Origin of the sequence: Qipengyuania sp. HL-TH1 (genome assembly GCF_036365825.1) — a bacterium.
Lineage (GTDB): Bacteria > Pseudomonadota > Alphaproteobacteria > Sphingomonadales > Sphingomonadaceae > Qipengyuania > Qipengyuania profunda.
In genome coordinates, this window is record NZ_CP142675.1 from 2,517,499 (window position 1) to 2,537,737 (window position 20,239).

Consider the following 20,239-nt stretch of genomic DNA (forward strand, 5'->3'; position numbering starts at 1 on the left):
GGTTATTCGACCGGGCGGGAGGGGTCGAGCAGGTCGGTTTCCTGCTCCCCTCCGGTCCGGCGTTCTTCCTCGACCATGGCGGCGATCTCGTCGGAGGGCCGCACATCCTCGTCGGCTTGCGCGGCGGCGATGGTCTGGACGGGGCGCGGCTTTTCCGGCGCAGCCGTATCGGCCACGGCGCTGGCCTCGGTCGCGAAAGGAACGCTGGCCGAGCGCGGGTCGAAGCGCAGCCGGTAGATCGGCTCGGGCAGGCCGAACCCGGCATCTTCCAGCGCTTGCTTGACCGCCGGGATCGCCTGGCTTTGCGCCTTCCACCAATCGGTCTCGCGCTGGTCGATCCAGCCGAGGAACCGGATCACTACATTGGAATCGCCCACTTCCATGATCCGCGCCTCGGGTGGCGGATCGGCGAGCACGAATTCGAGCCCGGCCAGCGTATCGCGGCCCAGCTGGCGCGCCGCGCGGGCATCGTCATCGGCATCGACGCCAAGGTCGAATTCGAAGCGGCGCTGCGGGTTGCGCGTGTAATTGAGGATTACCGCGCGAAACACCTGCCCGTTGGGGATGCGCAAATGATTGCCGTCGAGCGTCATCAGCACGGTAGCGCGGCTGGTCAGCCGGATCACGCGGCCGTCGAAAGTGTCGATCCGCACCCAGTCATTGGCGCGGAAGGGCTGGCGCAGGCTGAGCATGAGCGAGGCAACGTAGTTCTCGATCGTGTCGCGCATGGCAAAACCGAGCGCGATGCCGATCACCCCCGCCCCGCCGAGCACCGCGCCCAGCAGCGCGGTCGCGCCGATCATGTCGAGCGCCACCACCAGCCCGCCGACCACGAACACGAAACGGATCGCGCTGGCGATCAGTTCGGCGAGGAAATTGTTCGGCGCGACGCGCTTCCACAACCGCCCGAGCCCCGCGATGAGATAGCCGATCGCGGCGATGACCAGCCACACGCCCAGCGCCGCAGCGATCAGCGGCAGCATGCGGACGAAGGAGTTCCAGCGTTCGGCGAGGCTCGAAATGCCCGCGCTGTCGGCGGAGAGCGACAAGTCGCGCTCGAGCCCGTTCTCGACCGTCACCACGCCCGTGACGCGGTTCACGATGGCTTCCGCGCGGGCGATATCGCTGGGTTTGGGCACAGTGCCCGTAAGCGAGACCACACCTTCGCTGACCGCCACTTCGACCGCGGCGAAGGCGGGCAGTTCGGCGAAAATGCCAGAAATCCGCTCGGCGATACGCTCGTCGTCGCCCGCATCCTGCGTCGCGGCGATGGTCTGGACCGGGGTTGGAGTCGCGGCAGGTTCGGCGGTGGTTTCAAGCTGCGCCGCCAGCGGCATCGCCCACAGCAGGGCAAGCGCGGCGAGCAGAGCCCTCACTGGCCCGCCACCGACATGCCGTCGATGCGCAAGGTCGGCACGTCGATCCCGCGCTGCAGCTCGAGGTCGTCGGCGGGCACCAGCGCGCGGAACATCTCGGGCAGCGTGCCCGCTATGGTGATCTCGGCCACCGGCCCCGCCAGCTCGCCATTGCGGATGCGCAGCCCGCTGGCGCCGCGGCTGTAATCGCCGGTGACGAGGTTGACGCCCTGGCCGAACAGGTCGGTGACGAAGACGCCGTCCTCGATATCCGCGATCAGCTCGGCGACGCTGGGGCCGCCCGCTTCCATATAGACATTGCCCGGCGCAATCCCCGGCGCGCCGCCGCCGCCGCGGCTGGCATGGCCGGTCAGGCCGAGATCGAGCTGCGCCGCGCTGGCCACATTGGTCAGCCAGCCGGTGATCCGGCCTTCCTCGACCAGCGCGCGCGGCACGCTTGCCGTGCCTTCGCCATCGTAATGGCGCGAGCGCAGGCCGCGCAGGCGGTGCGGGTCCTCGACGATCCGCAGCGCGCTGTCGAACAGCTGGTCCTGCTCGCGGCCGATCAGGAAGCTCGCCTTGCGCGCAATCGAGGGGGCAGCCATTGCGCCCAGCAGATGACCCAGGATCCCGCCGCCCACGCGCGGGTCGAACACCACGGGCATTTTGGCGGAGGGAATCGAGCCGGGTCCGACCTTGCGCACCGCGCGCTCGCCCGCCTCGCGGCCGATCCCCGCAGGATCGGGCAGATCGCTGCGATGCCGCTGCGTGCGATAGGCGTAATCGGTCTGCTTGTCCCCGCCCTCGCCCGCGACGACGCTGGCCGAAAGCGTGTGCGCCCCGCCCGCATGGCCGCGCGCAAAGCCATTGCTGGTGACCAATGCGAAAACCGAGCGCGAACTGGACGCGCTGCCGCCGTTGGAGTTGGTCACGCCGGCCACCGCCCGCGCGGCGTCCTCGGTCGCCAGCGCGGCCTCGCGCAATTCGCCGGGCGACGGTTCACCGCCATCGGACAGATCGAGATCGGTACCGTCACCGCTGAACAGCGCCTCGCGCGGTACCAGCCCGCCATAGGGGTCCTCGGGGGCGAGCCGCGCCATTTCGACTGCACGCTGCGCCAGCGTCCTCAGCCCCTCGGGCGCGAAATCGCTGGTGTTGATCGAAGCGGAGCGGCGGCCGACGAAGACGCGCAGACCGATCTCCTCGCTTTCGGACCGCTCGACCTCCTCCAGCGCGCCGAGCCTGACGCTGACGCTTTCGGAAGAGGAGGCACGGGCAACCGCATCGGCTTCATCCGCGCCCATCTGGCGCGCGAGATCGACGAGGTCCTGGCAGCGGGCAAGCGCCGCGTCGGAAGTGATCATGGCAAGGTCCGGGAGTGGGCAGTCATGCGCGCGAGGTAGGCCCCGCGCCGCCGGCTGGCAACCGCCCGGCCGGTCAGGAAAAGATCAGCTTGAAGATGAGCGTAAGCACGACCGGAAGCCCGATCGCCAGCACCCACAGCATGATCTGGTCGCGGCGGAAGGCGGGCTTGAGCGCGAGGTCGGCGGCTTCGTCGTCCGACAGATCGGACCAGCGACGTTCGAACCAGCGACAGGCGGGGATAATCCCGGCGACCAGGATGACCAGCGCGAGATAGGGCACGATGGAGGAAACGCCCTGTTTCATCGCCCCCACGGTCATGAAGATCTGGAGGCCGGTATAGACCAGCAGCGCGAGCGCGACATTGTCGCTCATGGCCTTGCGCCAGTCGCGCCTGCGTTCGGTCATCGGACCGCTGACGATATCGTTTTCCCGGAGCGCCTTGTTCAACGCGTCTCTCCTTGCTCTCTCCAACCCGAATCGTATTGTTTCAAAATTGCTTCCGTGTGGCAAGCAATCCTGCGTAATTGCGATACGCGGCGTCCTTTTGCGGCACATGCCCTCCTCGACTGCCGCCCATGCACAAATCCTGCCAGATTAACGAAAAGGCGTGCCTGCGGGGTTTTCACGCGCAGTTGGCATGCTATGTCGCCGCGCATGGCCGATATCGCAACCGACCCGGACCACGCTGCGCTGCACGATGCCGCCCCGCCGATCCCGCAGGGCGGGCTCGAGGTAATCTCGATCGCCAAGAGTTATGACAAGCGTGCAGTCCTGACCGATATCTCGTTATCGGTGGGCAAGGGCGAAGTGCTCGGCCTGCTCGGCCCCAATGGCGCGGGCAAGACCACCTGCTTCTATTCGATCATGGGGCTGGTGCGCCCTGACGCCGGACGCATCCTGATGGACGGCGAGGATGTCACCAATCTGCCGATGTACCGCCGCGCGATCCTGGGGCTGGGCTATCTGCCGCAGGAAACCAGCATCTTCCGCGGCATGACGGTCGAGCAGAACATCAATTGCGTGCTCGAAATGGTCGAGCCCGACAAGGACACGCGCGCCGCGGAGCTGGAGCGCCTGCTCGGCGAATTCGGCCTTACCCGCCTGCGCGCGAGCCCGGCGATGGCACTGTCGGGGGGTGAACGCCGCCGCTGCGAGATTGCCCGCGCGCTTGCCGCCAAGCCTTCGATCATGCTGCTCGACGAACCCTTTGCGGGGATCGATCCGCTGTCGATCAGCGACATCCGCGACCTCGTCAAGGATCTGCGCACGCGCGGGATCGGCGTGCTGATCACCGATCACAATGTCCGCGAAACGCTCGAGATCGTCGACCGCGCCTGCATCATCTATGGCGGGCAGGTGCTGTTCGCCGGGACGCCCGAAGCGCTGGTCGCCGACGAGAACGTGCGCCGCCTCTATCTCGGCGAGAGTTTCACACTGTGATGCCGACAGTCACGGGGAACTGATCAATGGCGCTGGGTCCGCGCCTCGATCTGCGGCAAACCCAGTCGCTGGTGATGACGCCGCAGCTGCAGCAGGCGATCAAGCTGCTGGCGCTGTCCAATCTGGAAATCGAGACCTTCGTCGGCGACGCGCTGGAGTCGAACCCTCTGCTGGAAATGGGCGAAGTCCAGCGCGAAGCGGGCGAGGATAGCGCCCCCGAACCGCAGGAACACGACAGCGCGCCCGATTTCGATGGCGATAACGCGCTCGATATCGCCGACCACGCGATCGACCCCGAAGCCGCACCCGGCGACATGGGCGACTGGAGCCGCGGCGATATCGGTAGTGGCAGCGCCGAACTGCCCGATCTCGAAAACCGCTCCGCCAACGGGCCGACGCTGGCCGAACACCTGTCCAACCAGGTTGGCGCGGTGGCGCATGACAATCGCGAGGCGCTGGTCGCGCAGCGCATCATCGGCGATCTCGACGAAGCCGGCTATCTGCTCGGCGAGCTGCGGCTGATTGCCGAGGAAATGGGCGTCCCGCTGGCCGAAGCCGAGCGGGCGCTGGCCACGGTGCAGTCGCTCGACCCGACCGGCGTGGGTGCGCGCTCGCTGGCCGAGTGCCTCGCGCTGCAGGCGCAGGAGGCGGATCGCTACGATCCGTGCATGGCGCGCCTGATCGACAATCTCGATCTGGTGGTGACGGGCGATATCGCCCGGCTCAAACGGATGTGCGAAGTCGACGACGAGGATTTTGCCGGCATGCTCGGCGAATTGCGCGGCTACGACCCCAAGCCGGGGCTGGCTTTCGGCGGCAGCGCCGAATCCGCCATCGTGCCCGATGTGCTGATCACGCCGAGCGCGGATGGCTGGGATATCCGCCTCAATGAAGCGAGCCTGCCGCGACTGGTGGTCAACCGCGACTATTATCTCGAGCTCAAGACCGGCGCGCGCGACAAGGCCTCGCACAGCTGGCTCAACGAACAATTGGGCGAGGCCGACTGGTTGATCCGCGCGCTCGACCAGCGCCAGAAGACGATCCTCAAGACCGCTGCCGAAATCGTCAAGAAGCAGGAAGGCTTCTTCCGCGAAGGTGTGACCGCGATGCGCCCGCTCACGCTGCGCGAGGTCGCCGAACAGATCGAGATGCACGAAAGCACCGTCAGCCGCGTCACGAGCAACAAATATCTCGCCTGCCCGCGCGGCACCTTCGAACTGAAGTATTTCTTCTCCAGCGGGGTTTCGGCAGCCGATGGCGAAGGCGCATCCTCCGAAGCGATCAAGGCGCATATCAAGACGCTGTGCGACGCCGAGGATCCCAAGAAGGTCCTGTCCGACCAGAAGCTCGCCGATCTGCTCAAGCAAGAGGGCTTCGACCTCGCGCGGCGCACCGTGGCCAAGTATCGCGAGGCCATCGGCATCGGCTCGAGCGCGCAGCGACGGCGCCAGAAAAAGCTCGCAGCGATTTGATTTTCCACGATCCCTGCAGAAAAAGTTAACGGCCTTTACCTCGCGTTAACCTTTTCCATTCAGATGTTGTGTGGTTAATACATGGCAACTCCTCCCACCCGGGAGTTACCGCGAGACACTAGGGGCCAGACAGGGGAGTTCCCATGCGTGTACTGCTGATCGAAGACGAGCCGACAACCGCCAAGGCGATCGAGCTCATGCTCACGACCGAAGGGTTCAATGTCTACTCGACCGACCTCGGCGAGGAAGGCCTCGATCTGGGCAAGCTGTATGATTACGATATCATCCTGCTCGACCTGAACCTGCCCGACATGCATGGCTACGACGTGCTCAAGAAGCTGCGCGTCGCCAAGGTGCAGACCCCGGTCCTGATCCTCTCGGGCATTGCCGAAATGGACAGCAAGATCCGCAGCTTCGGCTTCGGCGCCGACGATTACGTGACTAAGCCGTTCCACCGCGAGGAACTGGTCGCCCGCATCCACGCCGTGGTGCGCCGTTCGAAGGGCCACAGCCAGTCGATCATCCGCACCGGCAAGCTGGCGGTGAACCTCGACGCCAAGACCGTCGAAGTCGACGGCGCCCGGGTCCACCTGACCGGCAAGGAATATGCGATGCTCGAGCTGCTCAGCTTGCGCAAGGGCACCACGCTGACCAAGGAAATGTTCCTCAACCACCTCTATGGCGGGATGGACGAACCCGAACTCAAGATCATCGACGTCTTCATCTGCAAGCTGCGCAAGAAGCTCAGCCATGCTTGCGGCGGCGAGAACTACATCGAGACCGTCTGGGGCCGCGGCTATGTGCTGCGCGACCCGAACGAAGAGGCCGAAGCGGCCTGATCCAGCTGCCCTGGACGGGATAGCAAGCGACGCCCGGAGCTTCGGCTACCGGGCGTTTCGCTTATGCGGGACAGACCAGGCAGATGAATCGGCGGTGACGACCGGGGTCGCTGCGTGTCACCCTGGCGTGGCCAGGCCCTGCAAATCCAGCCCGCTCGGCTGCTGGAACACGCGCAGCCCGAATTCGGGCAGGATCGCCAGCATGTGGTCGAAGATATCGGCCTGGATCGCTTCGTATTCGGCCCAGTCGATCGTGTTCGCAAAGCAATAGATTTCGAGCGGCAGGCCCTGCGGACTGGGCGGTAGCTGGCGCACCATCAGCGTGAAGCCCTCGTCCGCAATCCGCGGATGGCTTTGCAGATAGGCGATCACATAGGCGCGCAGCGTGCCGATATTGGTGATCCGGCGGGCGTTGATGGCATCCGTATCGCTCGCCAGTTCATGGCGGTTCCATTCGGCGATCTCGTCCTGCTTGCGCGCCAGATACGTCTCGAGCAGGCGGAACCGCTTGAGCCCGGCGACCTCGTCTTCGTCCAGGAACCGGACCGAATTCTGGTCGAGCACCAGCGCCCGCTTGATCCGCCGGCCACCGCTGTCGCTCATCCCGCGCCAGTTGCGGAAGCTGTCGGCGATCAGCTTGTGCGTCGGGATGGTGGTGATGGTCTTGTCGAAATTCTGCACCTTCACCGTGTGCAGCGCGATATCGATGACATCGCCATCGGCATCCATGCTCGGCATTTCGATCCAGTCGCCCACGCGCAGCATGTCGTTGCTGGTCAGCTGGACGCTGGCGACGAGGCTGAGGATAGTGTCCTTGAACACCAGCAGCAGGACCGCCGCCATCGCGCCCAGCCCCGACAGCAGCAGCAGCGGGGATTGTTCGATCAGCACCGCGATCATCAAGATCGCCGCACCGCAGAACATCGCGATCTTGACCACCTGGACATAGCCCTTGATCGGGCGGCTGCGCGCTTCGGGGCGGCGCGCATAAAGCTCGTTGGCGTAATCGAGCGCCCCGCTGATCGCCATCGCCACCGACAGCACGATCAACGCGCGCACGACATTGACCGTGACCGTGACCAGTTCGGGCGGCAGGTTGGGCACCCAATCGATCCCGCGCGACACCACCAGCAGCGGGATAACCGTCGCCAGCCATGCCACCGCGCGATCGGCAGTATCGCTGCGCCGGTCGAGATAGGGCGCTGCGGCGCGCAGCAGCACGCGCTTGATCAGCCAGTTCACTGCCAGCGCCACCACCACCAGGCCGGCGAGGGCGATCAGCGACTGGAGCCACAGTGCGAGGCCGGCGTAGCGGTCGAGAAGTCCGTCCATGGCGCGCTGCCTAGCCGCAGGCGGGAGCCCGCTTCAACCCCCGAGACCGGCAGAGATTTTCTATCTCGCGCGGTTTCGCGAATCGCTGTAGATGCCGCTGGTATCAACAGCGAAAGGCCCGCCCCCGCAATGGAGGTGTTCGGTTTCGATCTGGGGCCCATCGTCCCATTCATCCTGATCGGTTTTGCAGCACAAATGGTCGACGGCGCACTGGGGATGGCCTTTGGGGTCATCACCAATACGCTGATGGTCGGTCTGCTTGGCGTGCCTCCCGCGCTCGCCTCGCAGCGCGTGCATCTGGTCGAATGCTTCACCACCGCGACGTCGGGCATCAGCCATCTGCTGCACGGCAATATCGACAAAGGGCTGTTCTTCCGCCTGCTCGTCCCCGGCGTGATCGGGGGCCTGCTGGGGACCTATCTGATCACTTCGATCGACGGCGATACGATCAAGCCCTTCGTGCTGATCTATCTCGCCGGGATCGGCGTGTGGCTGCTGATCCGCGGCCTGCTCTACCCGCCCAAGCTGCGCCAGGCGAAGCATGTCGCGCCGCTGGGGCTGGTCGGCGGCTTCCTCGATGCGGCAGGCGGCGGCGGCTGGGGACCGGTGGTAACCTCCAACCTGCTGGTCCAGGGGGCCGAACCGCGCAAGGTCGTGGGCACGGTCAATTCGGTCGAGTTCTTCCTCACACTGAGCATTTCAGCGAGCTTCATCTATCACCTTGGCATCTCGCATATCGCGGGCGCGACGCTGGGCCTGATCATCGGCGGGATCACTGCCGCGCCCTTCGGCGCTATGGCGGCCAAGCATTTCAGCCCCAAGCTGATGCTGGTCCTTGTCGGCATCGCGCTGAGCGTGACCAGCGCCTACGGCATCTGGACGGCGTGGGGGTAGGCTTGTAGGCGGCCGCGCCATGAGCGCGTTTAAAGAAGGCGACCCCACCACCCTCAACCGGCTGTACGGCCGCAGCCAGGGCAAGCCGCTGCGCGCGTCGCAGCAGGAACTGGTCGACAAATTGCTGCCGCAGATCGCAGTGCCGGCAGATGGTCCGGTGACGGCGGAACGCCTGTTCGGCTTCGATCGCCCGCTGCATTTCGAAATCGGCTTTGGCGGCGGCGAACATATGGCCGAGCGCGCCGACATGCTGCCCGACCACGGCTTCATCGGCGCCGAGCCTTTCGTCAACGGCGTGGCGCAGGCGCTGACCCATGTGCGCGACCGGACGCTGGCCAATATCCGGATCCAGCATGGCGATGCGCTGGAGGTGCTGCGCCGCGTACCCGATGGCGCGCTGACGATGGTCTATCTGCTCCACCCCGATCCCTGGCCCAAGAACAAGCATGCCAAGCGGCGGATGATGAACGACGGGCCGGTGCGGATGATTGCCGACAAGCTGAAGCCCGGCGGCGAGTTCCGCTTCGGCACCGATCACGCGGTCTATCTGCGCCACGCGCTGATGGTGATGCGCCGTTTTACCGACGAGTTCGAATGGGTCGTCGATGGCCCGGCGAGCTGGCAGAACCGTCCCTCGGGCTGGCCCGAAACGCGCTACGAGCACAAGGCGCGCACGGTCTATAACCACGAAGTCTGGTACTTTCGATTCAGACGACGCTAAAGTACGAAATCATTGTAAAACAATGTACTTAGCAGATTCACCTTACGCTAGAATTGCCTCCATTTCGCCCCTTTTTCCGCTTGCGTGATTGCCCGGTGATTGCCAGAAAAGGGACACGAGGTTTCGGATGGCAACAGGAAAAATCACGAAAAAATCGATAGATGCGCTGGAGCCGAGCAGCTCGAGCCAGCTCCTTTGGGATACGGACCTCAAAGGATTCGGTGCAAAAATCACTCCAGCCGGCTCGATATCCTATGTGCTGCAGTTCCGAATGGGCGGCCGTGAAGCTCGAACAAGACGCTATACTATCGGGGCGCACGGGTCGCCGTGGACACCGACGACAGCGAGAGTGGAGGCCGAGCGCCTTCAGTTATTAGTTGCGCAAGGTATCGACCCTGTAGACGATGATAAGCAGAGGCGCCGCGACGCCGTCGATCTTGCATTCGACAACTATGCGTCGCATTTCGCTCGGTCCTGCAAGGGTGTTGGCTGGGCGAGACTCGTTGAACGCGTCATCCGGCTTTACCTCGAACCGGTTATCGGAAAAAAGCCGCTTCCCCGAATTTCGAGGCCGGACATCGTAGCCGTCCTGGACAATATGCCCGAGCAGCAGGTTGCCAATCGCCGGAATGTCTTTGCGGTGATGCGGCGCCTATTCCGATGGGCTGTCAGTCGTGGCGATATCGAGCGCAGTCCTATGGAGGGAATGGAAGCACCACCGCCGGTAAGACCGCGGGATCGTTGGCTGCAGGACGACGAGCTTCGACACATCTGGGAAGCAGCTCCCGATTGCTATCTTTGCTTTGGTCCAATTGTCCGCTTGCTCATTGCGACAGGGCAACGCCGCGAAGAGGTTTCAGGAATACATTGGCAAGAGGTTGATCGGAAAGGCCGGTTCTGGACGCTGCCCGGTTCACGAACAAAGAATAGTGAGCCAAACGCGATCCCGCTGAACGACCTTGCCGTTGCCGAACTCGATCGGCAGGCAGGCGGCGCGAACTGGCCGAAGAAAGGACGCGTTTTTGCCACGTCAAGCGGGGCAGGCTTTACCGGCTACGCCAAGGGCAAGAAGAAACTGGACGATCTCATAGAGCAAAAGCTTGGTGAGCCATTGCAACCCTGGCGCCTGCACGATCTTCGGCGCACGCTTGCGACCAACTTCCAGCGCCTCGGCGTTCGCTTCGAGGTTACAGAGGCAGTCCTGAACCATGTCAGCGGCTCAAGAGCAGGCGTTGCAGGAATCTACCAGCGCCACGACTGGAAAGACGAGAAGAGAGAAGCGCTCAATGATTGGAATGAGCATCTGGTCAAGATCCTGAACGGCGCCGAACAGGCATGAAGCATACGCTTGAGGAGCCATGGCTTGCAAATCTCAGGTCGATCCCTGGTCCGCGAGCACCGCAATCAGCCGGGAGACGTTCGCGAGGCATTGGTCATGATATCGCCTTAGTGCTTGGACGCGCTTTGACGGAGTCGCCAAAGCACTGTCCTCCAGCTCCGCAAGCGCCTCCAGAGCGTTTGGCAGGACGTCAGGCTCCAGCCTCCTTACGATGTGCAATCGGTCGCTGATCAGGTCGACCGTCTGCCTCAGGAACCTGTTTTCCGAACCCAAGGCAAAAATCGAGAAGACATCGCCAACGCGGTCAGCGTATGTTGCGATCGGTGCCGGTAAATCATCTTCATCGATCGTCTGTGGTACTGGATCGACTACGCTTTCCAAGAGAAGAGCATTTACTGCGAGCATGTCGCGCAACGAATGTTCGGTCAGGAGCGTGACCCGGTACCCCTCGCCAGGGGTCAGATCGACAAGACCTTCGCCGACAAGTTGATTGAGGCTATCTCGCACGGGCGTCATGCTGACACCGAACTCGTCTGCCAATCGCATCGCTTCGAGTTTCTGGCCGATCGGCCAAGTACCTTCCATCAATGCCCTTTTCAGGCGGCGATAGGTCGGTTCCAGGACGTGTGCCGGGCTCATCTCTTGGAACGACGAGCTTCCGCAAATTCATGGACAGCTGCAAGCTGCTCGGGCCGAAGCGCATCGGTAGCCTGCGGATAATTGGCTACATCTTCACGGAGCAGAATGGATGGACACTGACCTTCGTAGTTCCCAAGATTGGGCCGGTGCTGCGCATAGCCTGCCAATTCAGCAAGTTCGGGCGGAAAATTTCGCGCGACCTCTGGCGGATAGGCCAGCCAAAGGTTCTCGTAGGGCTTGAGCCAACCAAGACTATAGCCGATCACAACACCGCGCCGCACGTCTTCGGTCGAGTTTGGCCCAGCACCGTGCACGGTCGAACCAAGAAAGCAGATCGCATCACCCGGTCTGCTTTCCGCGACCATCGGATCACCGAGCTGATCGAGGCTCTCGACAGGACGTTTATGTGTCCCGGGATAGATGCGGGTCGCGCCGTTGGATGAGCTGAAGTCGGTTAGCGGCCAAATGACATTGAGCAGATATTCGTGTTCACCCTTGGCACCTTCCCACATGTCGTGATCGCAATGCGGGAACTGTTCGATCTCGCCGGGATGAATGGCGATTGCCTGGGCAACGTTAAGCTGAATTCGGTCGCAAGCCTTACCGAGGACTTCGCGGGCCAGCGAAAGGATGAGAGGCTGCAGAACAAGATCACAGGCCCAGCGTGAGCGGCGCAACAGACTACCGAAACGCTTCGTGCGAAACCCGTAGAAATCGCCGTGACCCATAGGGGTTTCGGTAAAATCCCGTTCAAGATCTGCATCGAGCGCCGCGATGCTGCTCTGAGGAAGGAGGTCCGGAATGATGCAATAGCCATCCTTCTGCAGCCGTTCGAGCCAATCGATTGATTTGATATCGCTCATGACACCACCTCCGATGCCGCCTCGGCGACCCGATAGGCACCTTTTCGATAGATACCGCCGCGAGCGAGATCGTCCGGCGTGTCGCAATCTATATCGATCTGCAAGGCGACAAGGTCCTCACCGTCGATTCTGCAGCCGCCACCAAGTGTGCGACATTGCCAGCCGAAGCTTTCGATTTGGCGGGACCAAGCTCTATTGGCCACAGCGGTGTAGCCCGACAGGCCGGTCTTCAGGGCATGGTCGGCAAGCGCGGTCACAAGTTGGTCGCGTGCCGAGCGGCGCTCAAACCGCGAGAGCGTGGGTTCGATGCAGAAACGCGTGATCTCGCGAAAATCGGACCGAGAGGGTATCGGACCATCGCACAGACAGGGAAATAGCTCCCCGAGAATGTGAGCGCCGTCAGTCCGCAACAGGCGCGCTGAAGCGCGATGACGGCCTTCTCCGTCGGTCAGCACCAAATAGCTCGCATCGGGCGTATCGAACTGGTCGATCTCGTATGCATCATCCAAAACGGGAACATCCCATTTGAGGAGATCGACGAAGACCCGCTTGCGCGCCTCGAACATTGCGCGAAGCGCTGGATCCGAAGGGCAAGCTTGGAGAGAAACTGGGGGGTGTTGCATGGCGGCTACCTGGCGATTTGAAGACAGGTCGCCTTTCACCAGATCGGGGCGATCGCAGACATACCAAGAACTGGGGATGCTGCGACTTTGAGGTACTCATAATCGTGCTATTGGATGTAACCGCACCGGCGACCTAGCTCTGTTCTGCTCCTTTCTTCAAATCTCAAATCAGCCAATTTACGGGCTTTGGCGACGTGAAACCTCAATTGGGCGCAATGACCTTATGCCCGTAAAGCGCGTCGATGATGGGGCACTCGGGAACGTCGCCGCCTTCGCACTGAGCCGAGACATCGGCAAGCGTTCGCTCGAGCTTCTTCAGGTCAATAATTTTCTGCCGAATGCTCGTTAGATGGTCACGCGTCAAATCGAAAACTTCGCCGCAGCTATAGCCGTGAGAATCGACGAGACTGAGCAGACTCTTTAGTTCTTCAATTGAGAAACCCAGCTCGCGCCCGCGCAAAATGAAGCCAAGCCGGGCCTGATCATCCTTGGAATAGAGCCGGTGACCGCTATCCGTGCGCTCCGGGGGTCTAAGAAGACCTATGTTTTCATAGTAGCGGATAGTCTCCAGATTGCAGCCTGACCGAATGGCTAGCTCGCCTCGTTTTATCATCTGTGTTTGGCTCATTCAAAAAATCCTGAAAATAGTGCTTGAACCTGTAGGTACTACAGAGATTATATCCATTTTTGACGATGTTCAATGATGAGAAAATTCGCATGACCGCAGTGAAGCGTCAGAACCAAATGCCCGCACAGCCGCCTGAAAAGCGCAGTTGGTGGGCTATGGGGGGTATAACCGGGGCCGTGGTTGCATCGTCCTGCTGCATTCTGCCGCTTGTTCTGGTCACGCTTGGCATAAGCGGAGCATGGATTGGTAACCTGACCGCTCTCGAACCCTACAAGTGGTATTTTGTTGCGCTTACCGTCGGATTTCTGGCTGCAGGTTTTTGGCACGTGTATTTTAGCGCACCTCCCGCCTGCGAAGACGGCTCATATTGTGCGCGTCCACAATCGTCCATCATCACAAAAAGCTTCCTTTGGGCCGGAACAATACTCATTGCTCTATCGATCACGATCGATTGGTGGGCACCATTTTTCTACTAGGAGACCGATCATGAAACGCGCTTCAATCATATTTTCAGCAGTTATTGCCCTCGGAGCAGGTGGCCTCGGTACGATGGCTCTGTTGCCGACTTCCGGAGCTCTGGCAGGTTCGGAAGCTACGCCCCAAAATGCCCTTGAACGTCAGACATTTGCGATTGAAAACATGACCTGTGCGACGTGCCCGATCACTGTCAAGAAGGCCATGAGCAATGTCGACGGTGTCTCCTCGGTTGAGGTTGATTTCGAATCGAAGACCGCGACAGTCCTGTTCGATCCGCGCCAAACAACGATCTCTGCGATCGCCGCAGCTTCAACCAACGCCGGATATCCTGCGCGTTCGACCGCATCGCGCTAAAGGTGAACGATCGAACACTGCTGCGTCTAGGTATTGTCGGCACAATCATTGTCGCTCTGTGCTGCTTCACACCGGTGTTGGTAATTCTAGTAGCTGCGGTCGGTCTGTCCGCGCTGACGGGTTATCTGGATTATGTGCTGATACCGGCGCTGCTCATATTTCTTGGACTTACTGTTTATGCAGTTCGTCGGCGCAGTAAGCGCTCCGACACTGCTGTTTGATTGGAAGCTTAATGAATGATTGTTGCACGCCAGGTAGTGGCAGGCGCTACGACCTTGTCGTCGTGGGTGCTGGGTCGGCAGGGTTTTCCGCCGCTATCACGGCTGCCGGTGCGGGAGCCAAGGTTGCTTTGATAGGGCATGGCACGATCGGCGGCACCTGTGTCAATGTCGGCTGTGTCCCATCCAAGGCAATGATACGCGCGGCAGAGTCAATCCATGGCGCCAAATCGGCGAACCGCTTTCCCGGTGTTACCGGCAGCGCCAAAGTCAAGAATTGGACCCAGCTGATCGCCGCGAAGGACAATCTCGTTGAGGGGTTGCGACAAAAAAAATATGCCGATCTGCTGCCCGAATATGAAAATATCAACTATTTCGATGAGGGGTCGGCGCGCGTTGTCGAAGGCGGCGTTCAAATTGGCGAGCGCGTTATTGTGGCTCCAAAAATCATTGTCGCAACGGGCGGTCGCCCCTCGCTCCCTCCGATCAAGGGAATTGACGAGGTTTCCACACTCGACAGCACCGAACTGCTCGACCTGAAAACATTACCAAAAAGTCTGATCTTCATCGGCGCCGGCTATATCGGTTCCGAGCTCGCACTGATGATGGCGAGAATGGGTGTCGAAGTAACGATTATCTGCCGTTCACGCCTATTACCGGGCGCCGAGCCGGAGATTTCTGAGGCATTGACTGAATCCTTCCGCGCGGAAGGTGTCGCCATGTATTGCGGAAGCACCTATGATGCTTGCCACCAGGATCATTCCGGGGTCACGATCTGTATCGAGCACGAAGGCGAACGGCTCGAACTTACCGCCGAAAGCCTTGCAGTTATGACCGGTCGGACACCAAACACGGAGGGGTTAGGTCTCGAGAATGCCGGCGTTGCGCTCGATAGTCGCGGCGCGATTGTCGTTGGCGACAATATGCAAACCAGCAACCCCGCTATCTATGCCGCAGGCGATGTGACCAACCGCGACCAGTTTGTCTATATGGCGGCGTACGGTGCTAAGCTTGCGGCCAGGAATGCTGTCGCATCGGGGGCGGAAGTCTATGACAAATCGGCAATGCCATGGGTCGTCTTTACAGATCCCCAAGTTGCGGGCGTCGGCTTGAGTGAAGCCGAGGCGCGGCAAGCCGGCTTTGAAGTAAAGACTTCAATTGTCCCGTTAGACCAAGTGCCTCGTGCATTGGCTGCGCGCGATACGAGGGGCCTGATCAAGCTCGTCGCCGACAGGAACACCGACAAGTTACTCGGCGGCCAGATCATGGCACCCGAAGGTTCGGACAGCATCCAGACACTGGCTATGGCCCTTAAATTCGAGATGACGGCAAAGGCATTGGGAGAAACGATTTTTCCGTATCTGACAACTGTCGAAGGTTTAAAACTTGCGGCCCAGACATTCGACAAGGACGTAACCAAACTTTCGTGCTGTGCGGGCTAACAAAAGTTAGCCGAGAAGAACTATAGAGAGGCAAGTGTAGTGAACGTTAAAATTTGCCCGAGCTGCGGATGTTCTTTGGTGCGGCTTGGAATTGCCGAAGTTCAGGCGGTACAACTTGACCATGCTGGGTCTACGTATTTTTTCTGTTGCCAGGGATGCGCCGATATTTTCCAAGAACAGCCCGATCATTTTGTCGAAGAGGTTAAGGACATGCATGTTTGCCCTTCATGCCTTGCTGAAAAACCATCCGCCTACACGGTTCCTGTAGCGCATAATGGACAGGAACTTCGGTTCTGTCGCTGCCCCCATTGCGCAGAGGTTTTTGCAAAAGACCCGGACTTCTATCTCGATCGCTTGACCGGAAAAACTGACTTCAAGGGCCTGTTTAGTGAGTCAGGATCGGCATGTTGTTAGCTCAATTCCAAGACAGCGGCGTGAGGCGTTCGAACCAACGCAGTCTTTGCTCACCCCGATCTTAGCACTCTAGGCCGACGACAAAGATTAAGGAAAACCACTGCGATGACAGATTCCATTCGAATATCCAGCCAGCAGCAATCCCGATTGGAGATAGTGTTCGATCATTTGGAAGCCTCGGAAGATGCTCGGCGAAGATTGGCGCAACCCAAACAGACCATCACCGTGAACATTCCAGTGCGAATGGATGACGGTTCACTAAAAGTAGTTCAAGGCTGGCGCGTTCAATATGATGACACGCGCGGCCCGAGCAAAGGTGGGATCCGGTTCCATGAGGACGTTACAGCCAAAGAAGTGACCGCGCTAAGTTTCTGGATGACCATCAAATGTGCTGTCGTCGATTTGCCCTTTGGTGGCGCAAAGGGCGGTGTTTGTGTCGATCCGAAGACTTTGTCTCGGCTCGAACTGGAGCAGCTGTCTCGCGGTTATATGCGCGCAGTTTATGATGTTGTTGGGCCTGACCGCGACATACCTGCACCCGACGTCAATACCAATGCGACTGTAATGGGATGGATGGCCGACGAATTTACTCAGATTGAGCGCCGTCAAGTTCCGGCGGTCATCACAGGAAAACCGTTGGGGCTTGGCGGCTCCCAGGGGCGTGAGGCGGCGACAGGACAAGGCGCGCTACAGGTTCTGAATATATGGGCCCAGCGAGCAGGAAAGTCGCCGGAAGATCTAACGGTCGCTGTGCAAGGGTTTGGCAACGCAGGATACCATTTCGCCCGTCTTGCCCATGAAGCAGGATACAAGGTCGTTGCAGTCTCCGATTCGAAGGGAGCCATCTATTCCAACGACGGATTAGATCCCGAACCGATCTGGCGCCACAAGCACAAAACGCGTGAGCTTAAAGGTATGGTCTACTGCGACACCTCCGTATGCGAAGAAGCAGACTTCGATCAGCTTACAAATGACGAGCTACTTGAGCTCGATGTAGATGTGCTGGTGCTGGCCGCCTTGGAAAATGCCATTACTCAAGAAAATGCCGAAGGCGTCAGATCGGCATTAATTCTGGAGATCGCCAATGGCCCGATCAGCCCGGAAGCCGACTCAATTCTGAGCGACTGCAACATCGAGATCCTGCCCGACGTTCTTGTGAATTCGGGCGGCGTAATCGTTAGCTATCTGGAATGGGTTCAGAACCGGTCCGGCGATTACTGGGCTGAAGAAGCCGTGGAACACCGATTGGCTGAGCGTCTCGACCGTGAAGCCAAGTCGTGTTTTCAGCTAGCTGACGATGAAGGCGTTTCAATGCGCATCGCGGCTTATATGCAAGGTATTGGCCGCATTGCCCAAGCGATGGATCATCGCGGATCTCAAGACTTCTTCAACAGCGCATCCAGCTAGATTCTCCGTGAAGGAATACTTATGAATAAATCTTTCGATCTTATCGTACTCGGCGTCGGAATGGCGGCGGTGAATGCCGCGAACAAATGCGCCGATGCTGGTTGGTCAGTCGCAGTGGTCGACGAACTTCCCTATGGCGGCACCTGCGCACTGCGCGGCTGCGACCCCAAGAAGATGCTGCGGCGAGGCGCTGAAATCATCGATAGTGCTCGCCTGATGCAGGGCAAGGGTATTGAACCGAATGATCTCGCGATCAACTGGCCTGATCTCATTGCCTTCGCCCAGACCTTTACCGGCAGAATGCCTGAGAAGATCGAGGGTGGTCTCGAGAGAAATGGCGTCACCACGCTTCACGGCACGGCGCAATTCGTTGGCGAAGACACGATCGAAATCGAGGGGCAAGGGCGGTTTCAAGCCAACCATATCCTGATCGCTACTGGCGCCAAGCCCCGCCCGGTGGATGTTCCAGGTGCCGAACACCTCACCAACAGCACCGAATTCATGCGGATGGACGCCCTCCCGAAGCGTATATTGTTTATCGGCGGCGGGTTCGTCTCGTTCGAGTTCGGTCATATCGCTGCACGAGCTGGCAGCGAGGTGCAGATCATTGATCGCGGTGACAGGCCATTGAAGGCCTTTGACACAAACCTCGTCGAAAAGCTTGTAGCACGAGGTGAGGAAATTGGGGTGGGATTGCGTCGGCGCACATCGCTGAAATCGATCGCCACTGACGGCGTCGAATTCATCGTCACTGTCGAAAAGAATGGTGAAACCGAAGACTTGCACGCCGATCTGGTCGTGCACGGTGCGGGACGCGTGCCTGAAATCGATCGCCTGAACCTGAGCGCTGCCAATATCGAGGCGGGAGACAAGGGAATAGCAGTCAATGAATATTTGCAGAGCCTGTCCAACCCGAAAATCTACGCCGCAGGCGATGCGGCCAACACGCACGGGCCTCCGTTGACACCTGTCGCAGTATTCGAAGGCAAGGTCGCTGCCTCCAACATGCTCAAGGGCAATCAGACCAAGCCAGACTATCGCGGCGTGCCCAGCGCTGTGTTTACAATTCCGGAATTAACCCGCGTCGGAATGCTCGAAGAAGAAGCAGAGGAAGCCGGTTACAATATCCGCGTCGCGGAAAACGACACAGGCAATTGGTATTCCAATCTTCGCGTTGGCGAGACCTGTGCTGCCACCAGAATTATCATCGATAAAGACACCGACACTATCCTCGGCGCGCATCTGCTTGGACCCGAATACGGGGAGATCATCAATTTCTTCGGCCTTGCAATGAGATTGTCACTGACAACTCGAGATCTGAAGAAATTGGTCGCGGCCTACCCCTCGGTTGGCTCGGATTTAGGGTCCATGCTGTAATCTGCTCGATACCAGCTGTTGATCGTCGGCTTCTGGTGAAGACTTTAGCTGCTTGCATGGTTTGGGGCGTAGAATATTCACTTTCCATCGAGCGTGATGGTCAGCAATTGACGGTCTCCGAGCGGTTCCGGCCTTAGAGCTTCTGTTTCGCCATTCATCCCGCATCGCGCCATCGGATGATATCGGAAAACCCGATCAGACCATCGAACAGCGCCGAAACGATCAAAGATTGCTTACAGTGAACCTGATAGCGTTCTCGCGCCATTTTGAGATGCTGGATTACTGTTTCGGTCGCAATCCCAAGGATCATGGCCGTCTCGGCTGAGGTTTTGCCTCGTGCGACCCACAGAAGACATTCGCGCTGCCGATCGCTCAGGACCGGTACCGATTCCTCGGATTGAGCTGAGCCCAGTCCCAGTGCACAGCTCAGCGCGAGCGTACCGACCATTTCTGCGACCGCAAAGCGACTGTGTGGCAGGTCTCGGTCGGGGCAGACCGCAAATGTACACGTTCCGCGCGCAAGACCGGGCAAATGTCGCGGGACAGTGTAGCCATCACCGATTCCGCATTCGCGCCCCACCGCCAGCATCTGGCGATCACCGCGAGTTAGCGGGATCAGTTCGCCCAGTGAGCCCCACGCAAAGCCGACAAACGACTTGTCGCAGGCTCGCCGGACCGGATCCTGTCCGGCCAGATCGAACCCGACATACACCTTGGCCCATTCGTCGGGATAATCATGCAGGAGCAAACCGGGAGCCTCGCACGATCCTGAACGCAGCTCGAGGCTCAAGGCGAAGTGGTCGAAGCCAAGCCGCCGAGAGACTTGCTTCAGCGCCTCGTCGAGTTCCTCGTCTGACTGGACATTGACCAGTTCGGATGCGAATTCCTCCGCGAAATAAGCCTGCATAGCCCTGCCCGTCCGATCGGCAGGGCGCTATCCAACACGCCGCCGTCCGATCGCTGCTGGTGGCCAGTCCCGGCGCTTCCATTGCACCGGTTCCGGCTGCTGCAGTTGCGCCCCCGAAGGTCGGGTTCCTTGC

22 protein-coding genes are annotated in these 20,239 nt (G+C 60.2%); 13 read left to right on the forward strand and 9 right to left on the reverse strand.

All coding sequences use genetic code 11. The features are described from left to right. Positions 1 to 2: 2 nt before the first annotated feature. The 3 genes from VWN43_RS12900 to VWN43_RS12910 all read right to left on the reverse strand — a co-directional run bounded on the left by VWN43_RS12900 (position 3) and on the right by VWN43_RS12910 (position 3,167). Entirely contained in the window at positions 3 to 1,376 is a 1,374-nt protein-coding gene (locus VWN43_RS12900; protein ID WP_320181489.1) for a mechanosensitive ion channel family protein, read from the reverse strand. Further along, positions 1,373 to 2,719 (reverse strand): TldD/PmbA family protein, encoded by a 1,347-nt coding sequence (locus tag VWN43_RS12905; protein ID WP_320181488.1) that lies wholly within the window; start codon positions 2,717 to 2,719, stop codon positions 1,373 to 1,375. Before VWN43_RS12905 ends, VWN43_RS12900 begins: the two co-directional genes overlap by 4 nt. A 73-nt stretch (positions 2,720 to 2,792) precedes the next feature. Further along, positions 2,793 to 3,167, reverse strand: coding sequence for a hypothetical protein (locus tag VWN43_RS12910; protein ID WP_320181487.1), 375 nt, complete (start codon positions 3,165 to 3,167; stop codon positions 2,793 to 2,795). A gap of 207 nt (positions 3,168 to 3,374) precedes the next feature. On the opposite strand from VWN43_RS12910, the gene lptB reads away from it, so the two are divergent. The 3 genes from lptB to ctrA all read left to right on the forward strand — a co-directional run bounded on the left by lptB (position 3,375) and on the right by ctrA (position 6,471). After that, positions 3,375 to 4,160: an LPS export ABC transporter ATP-binding protein gene (gene lptB / locus VWN43_RS12915; RefSeq protein WP_253521705.1), complete on the forward strand. Its 786-nt coding sequence runs from the start codon at positions 3,375 to 3,377 to the stop codon at positions 4,158 to 4,160. Between the two features lie 26 nt (positions 4,161 to 4,186). Next, positions 4,187 to 5,632, forward strand: coding sequence for an RNA polymerase factor sigma-54 (gene rpoN, locus VWN43_RS12920; protein ID WP_320181486.1), 1,446 nt, complete (start codon positions 4,187 to 4,189; stop codon positions 5,630 to 5,632). A gap of 143 nt (positions 5,633 to 5,775) precedes the next feature. Continuing rightward, positions 5,776 to 6,471 (forward strand): response regulator transcription factor CtrA, encoded by a 696-nt coding sequence (ctrA, locus tag VWN43_RS12925; RefSeq protein ID WP_142787809.1) that lies wholly within the window; start codon positions 5,776 to 5,778, stop codon positions 6,469 to 6,471. Positions 6,472 to 6,588: 117 nt separating this feature from the next. Here ctrA and VWN43_RS12930 read toward each other — a convergent pair whose 3' ends face one another. After that, positions 6,589 to 7,803: a mechanosensitive ion channel family protein gene (locus VWN43_RS12930; RefSeq protein ID WP_320181485.1), complete on the reverse strand. Its 1,215-nt coding sequence runs from the start codon at positions 7,801 to 7,803 to the stop codon at positions 6,589 to 6,591. A gap of 129 nt (positions 7,804 to 7,932) precedes the next feature. On the opposite strand from VWN43_RS12930, the gene VWN43_RS12935 reads away from it, so the two are divergent. The 3 genes from VWN43_RS12935 (at position 7,933) to VWN43_RS12945 (ending at position 10,757) form a co-directional block, all read left to right on the forward strand. Further along, positions 7,933 to 8,697 (forward strand): sulfite exporter TauE/SafE family protein, encoded by a 765-nt coding sequence (locus VWN43_RS12935; RefSeq protein ID WP_320181484.1) that lies wholly within the window; start codon positions 7,933 to 7,935, stop codon positions 8,695 to 8,697. A gap of 19 nt (positions 8,698 to 8,716) precedes the next feature. Further along, a complete protein-coding gene (gene trmB / locus VWN43_RS12940) occupies positions 8,717 to 9,418 on the forward strand; it encodes a tRNA (guanine(46)-N(7))-methyltransferase TrmB (RefSeq protein WP_320181483.1) in 702 nt (233 codons plus the stop codon). A 127-nt stretch (positions 9,419 to 9,545) separates the two neighbouring features. Then, on the forward strand, positions 9,546 to 10,757 hold the full coding sequence (locus VWN43_RS12945; RefSeq protein ID WP_320181482.1) for a tyrosine-type recombinase/integrase: 1,212 nt from the start codon (positions 9,546 to 9,548) through the stop codon (positions 10,755 to 10,757). A gap of 33 nt (positions 10,758 to 10,790) precedes the next feature. On the opposite strand, the gene VWN43_RS12950 is transcribed toward VWN43_RS12945, so the two are convergent. The 4 genes from VWN43_RS12950 to VWN43_RS12965 all read right to left on the reverse strand — a co-directional run bounded on the left by VWN43_RS12950 (position 10,791) and on the right by VWN43_RS12965 (position 13,510). Continuing rightward, positions 10,791 to 11,396, reverse strand: coding sequence for a GntR family transcriptional regulator (locus VWN43_RS12950; protein WP_320181481.1), 606 nt, complete (start codon positions 11,394 to 11,396; stop codon positions 10,791 to 10,793). Then, positions 11,393 to 12,259, reverse strand: a complete 867-nt coding sequence (locus VWN43_RS12955) for a phytanoyl-CoA dioxygenase family protein (protein ID WP_320181480.1) — start codon at positions 12,257 to 12,259, stop codon at positions 11,393 to 11,395. The genes VWN43_RS12950 and VWN43_RS12955 overlap by 4 nt, the downstream gene beginning before the upstream one ends. Continuing rightward, entirely contained in the window at positions 12,256 to 12,825 is a 570-nt protein-coding gene (locus VWN43_RS12960; RefSeq protein WP_320181479.1) for an acyl-homoserine-lactone synthase, read from the reverse strand. Before VWN43_RS12960 ends, VWN43_RS12955 begins: the two co-directional genes overlap by 4 nt. Positions 12,826 to 13,084: 259 nt before the next feature. Then, positions 13,085 to 13,510, reverse strand: a complete 426-nt coding sequence (locus VWN43_RS12965; RefSeq protein WP_320181478.1) for a MerR family transcriptional regulator — start codon at positions 13,508 to 13,510, stop codon at positions 13,085 to 13,087. A 65-nt stretch (positions 13,511 to 13,575) separates the two neighbouring features. On the opposite strand from VWN43_RS12965, the gene VWN43_RS12970 reads away from it, so the two are divergent. From VWN43_RS12970 to VWN43_RS13000, 7 genes are all read left to right on the forward strand, one after another. Beyond that, positions 13,576 to 13,986 (forward strand): mercuric transporter MerT family protein, encoded by a 411-nt coding sequence (locus VWN43_RS12970; RefSeq protein ID WP_320182169.1) that lies wholly within the window; start codon positions 13,576 to 13,578, stop codon positions 13,984 to 13,986. 10 nt (positions 13,987 to 13,996) lie between these two features. Beyond that, on the forward strand, positions 13,997 to 14,341 hold the full coding sequence (locus tag VWN43_RS12975) for a heavy-metal-associated domain-containing protein (protein WP_103022978.1): 345 nt from the start codon (positions 13,997 to 13,999) through the stop codon (positions 14,339 to 14,341). A 2-nt stretch (positions 14,342 to 14,343) separates the two neighbouring features. Continuing rightward, a complete protein-coding gene (gene merF, locus VWN43_RS12980; RefSeq protein WP_103022977.1) occupies positions 14,344 to 14,562 on the forward strand; it encodes a mercury resistance system transport protein MerF in 219 nt (72 codons plus the stop codon). An 11-nt stretch (positions 14,563 to 14,573) separates the two neighbouring features. Then, positions 14,574 to 16,001: a mercury(II) reductase gene (gene merA / locus VWN43_RS12985; RefSeq protein ID WP_320181477.1), complete on the forward strand. Its 1,428-nt coding sequence runs from the start codon at positions 14,574 to 14,576 to the stop codon at positions 15,999 to 16,001. Between the two features lie 39 nt (positions 16,002 to 16,040). Further along, the gene (locus VWN43_RS12990; RefSeq protein WP_320181476.1) at positions 16,041 to 16,415 is read left to right on the forward strand and encodes a YHS domain-containing protein; all 375 of its coding nucleotides are present in this window, start codon (positions 16,041 to 16,043) and stop codon (positions 16,413 to 16,415) included. 105 nt (positions 16,416 to 16,520) lie between these two features. Further along, the gene (locus VWN43_RS12995) at positions 16,521 to 17,822 is read left to right on the forward strand and encodes a Glu/Leu/Phe/Val family dehydrogenase (protein WP_320181475.1); all 1,302 of its coding nucleotides are present in this window, start codon (positions 16,521 to 16,523) and stop codon (positions 17,820 to 17,822) included. A 21-nt stretch (positions 17,823 to 17,843) separates the two neighbouring features. Then, on the forward strand, positions 17,844 to 19,199 hold the full coding sequence (locus VWN43_RS13000) for a dihydrolipoyl dehydrogenase family protein (protein ID WP_320181474.1): 1,356 nt from the start codon (positions 17,844 to 17,846) through the stop codon (positions 19,197 to 19,199). Positions 19,200 to 19,353: 154 nt separating this feature from the next. Here VWN43_RS13000 and VWN43_RS13005 read toward each other — a convergent pair whose 3' ends face one another. Then, positions 19,354 to 20,106 (reverse strand): LuxR family transcriptional regulator, encoded by a 753-nt coding sequence (locus tag VWN43_RS13005; protein WP_320181473.1) that lies wholly within the window; start codon positions 20,104 to 20,106, stop codon positions 19,354 to 19,356. Positions 20,107 to 20,239: the final 133 nt, after the last annotated feature.